The sequence below is a fragment of the Trebonia sp. genome (assembly GCF_049794275.1).
Lineage (GTDB): Bacteria > Actinomycetota > Actinomycetes > Streptosporangiales > Streptosporangiaceae > Trebonia.
On record NZ_JBARCR010000577.1, the window covers coordinates 1 to 2,757 of the forward strand.

Consider the following 2,757-nt stretch of genomic DNA (forward strand, 5'->3'; position numbering starts at 1 on the left):
CGTCAGCGTCACCTCGGCGAGCGAGCCGTCAGGCTGCCGCCGCACCCCCTCGGCGAGCGCCGGCACGGCGGCGCCGGTCTCCGGGTCGCGTACTTCCAGCCAGCCGGCGGGTGGCGAGCCGGGGCGCACGGTCACCGTGACCATCCCGTCCCGCTCCCTGGCCAGCCCGTTCACCACCGTGACGACCCGCCCGTCCCCGTCATCGGCCCCGGCAGCGCCGCCAACGATGAAATCGATTGCATCGTGGCGCGCCGAGTCGCCGCGCTGCCACGCCTCGCGCCAGCCCGCGAGCAGGTCCAGGTACACCTGGTCGGATTCGGTGCCGGTGATCGCGTCGTGGTGCGCCCCGTAGGCGAGCTGCCGCCACGCCTTGTCCAGCGACTCGGCCGGGTACGGCGCCCCCCGCAGCCAGGCCAGCGTCGCGAGCCGTTCCGCCTCGAGGACCACGGTCTCACCGGCCCGCTGCGCCAGCTTGGTGTCGATGTAGGACACGTCCTTGCCGGTGTAGACGGGGTTCATGTCCCGCGTCTGCGGCATGATCCAGAACCGGGCACCCGTCCCGGACCCTGATGCGCCGCCAGCCTCCGCCCGCACCGCGTCGAAGAACTCACGGGGGATCGCGGTGACGAACCGCGGCCACACGTACCGCCTGTTCCACTCCCGGTGCACGTCGGTCACCCACCGGGCCGGGATGACGTGGTCCGAGCCGACGGGCAGCATGACGTTCCTGGTGGCGGCCACCGCGGCCAGCGTCAGGAACTGCTCGTGCGCCGCCCGCAGCGCCGCCTCAAGGTCCGGCGTGGTGTGCAGCGTCCAGCCCGCGCCGTAGTGGTTCGCCATGTACGCCGTCAGCAGCCCGGACCCGTCGGGGGAGAGCCACTCGAACTCGGCGGGGAACTGCATCCGGGTGTTGTCGCCGGGTCCCCACTGGTGGAACGGCCCCCGCGCCCAGGACGACGACGTGAGCCCCGCGGAAGCCATCAGCCCGGGGAACCCAGGATCGTGCCCGAACGCGTCGAGCATCCACGCCGACCGCGGGTCGGCGCCTAGCACGTCCCGCTGGAATCCCATCCCGTACACCGCGTTGCGGATTGTGGTCTCGGCGCTGGTCAGGTTCGTGTTCGGCTCGTTGTAAGTGCCGCCGACGAGCTCGAGACGCCCGTCAGCGAGCAGGCCGCGGATGGCCGCGCGGTCGCGAGGGAACGCGTCGAAGTGCGGCTTGAGGTAGTCGAGCTCGGCGAGCACGAACTTGTAGTCGGGGTCCCGGCGCGCCTTCTCCAGGTGCAGCCGCACCAGGTCGAACGCGGTCCTGGTGTCGGGCAGCTCGCCGTCCTCGTCGGGCAGCACCAGCCGGGCCTCGGTGAACTGGCCCTGGGTGCCCCACCACACCGGGTCGTAGTGGAAGTGGCTGACCATCCACATGGTCCAGCCCGGCTCGGCCACGGTGATCCGCGCGGCCTGCTCGACGCGGGCTGCGGCCGTCTCCGCGATGACGGTGACCGGCAGTTCGGTGCCTGGGGAGCCGGTCACCGCGACGGCCACCTCATAGCTGCGGCTTTCCCCCGCCACTGGAAGCGTCATCCCGAACGGACCCGGGGTGGCTGTCCCGGCCCCCTCGATCCGCAGCGTGCCCGGCGCGCCGGCGTCGCTGTCGCCCGCTGGCTCCACGGTGACCCTGATGACCTGCAGCGGCCGGACCGCACTGCCCTGGAAGAGATCGGTCGATTCCACGTCAGTGATCCGCATATCCCCATCGTTGCATGGCAGCGCGGTGCGCCCTTAGCAATCGCCCGTGTCATCCCGGCCGCCAATCTCTCGAAACAAATCTTCCGAAGGACTTGTCAAAAGAACTCTTTCGAAGGTAGTGTTTCGAAACATGAGTTCCGAAGAAAACCCGCGTCCCGAGCGGCCGGCCGACACCTGGGACGAGCCTCTCAAGCTCACCGATCCGAAAGCCATGCGCGCGCTCGCGCACCCGGTTCGGATGGCGCTGCTCGACCTGCTCGGCGTCGCGGGGACGCTGACCGCCACCCAGGCCAGCGAGATCCTCGGCGAGTCGCCGGCGAACTGCGCGTTCCACCTGCGGACGCTCGCGAAGTACGGCTTCGCGCGGGAAGCGGGCGGCGGCCGCGGCAGGGAACGGCCATGGACCAGGACCCGGCGCACGATCTGGGTCTCGTCCACGCAGCAGGACAACCCGCAGGCCGCGATCGCGGCCGGCGCGCTGGGCGCGGTCTACTTCGAGCGCTGGGTGGAGCGCGCGAGAAGGGTATTCGGCAGCCGCGAGCGGCTGCCCGGCTGGGAGCGCGCGACGTCGATGAACAGGAGCGCCGTGTTCCTGACGGCGGAAGAAACGGTCCAGGTGGGCCGCGAGATCGAAGAGATCATCGACCGCTACCGGGGCAGGGAGCGCGACCCGTCGCAGCGGCCCGCCGGCGGGATGCCGGTAGAGGTGGCGCTCTTCACCTCGCCGCTCACCGAGTTCTCCGGGCTGAAGCCGGCCGGGGAATCTCAAGATATATCTTGACAGGCATCGTAAACGAGATACATCGTAAGTAGTGCGTTCGGCGTCGTGACGGCGGACGCCAGCGAACGAGAGGAGTCAGCATCATGCATCCAGACATGGCCAGCGCCCTGGCCAGCCAGCACCGTCACGAAATGACCGCCAAGGCCGGCCACTACGCCCGGACCACGCTGGCCGCCCAGGCCGGCGAAACCGCCGAGGCGTGCCAGACCGCCCACGCCAGCGAGGCCAGC

At 70.3% G+C, this 2,757-nt stretch carries 1 protein-coding gene and 1 pseudogene; one reads left to right on the top strand and one right to left on the bottom strand.

The window, feature by feature from the left end:
• Positions 1-1,746: pseudogene (locus WA805_RS15675) on the bottom strand (glycoside hydrolase); the annotation flags it as partial.
• Positions 1,747-1,876: 130 nt separating this feature from the next.
• Here WA805_RS15675 and WA805_RS15680 point away from each other — a divergent pair.
• A complete protein-coding gene (locus tag WA805_RS15680; RefSeq protein WP_422289199.1) occupies positions 1,877-2,527 on the top strand; it encodes a winged helix-turn-helix domain-containing protein in 651 nt (216 codons plus the stop codon).
• The last annotated feature ends 230 nt before the right edge of the window (positions 2,528-2,757 follow it).

Coding starts and splice junctions, on each gene's coding strand:
- WA805_RS15680 (WP_422289199.1), top strand. CDS start 1,877: ATGAGTTCCGAAGAAAACCCGCGTCCCGAGCGGCCGGCCGACACCTGG.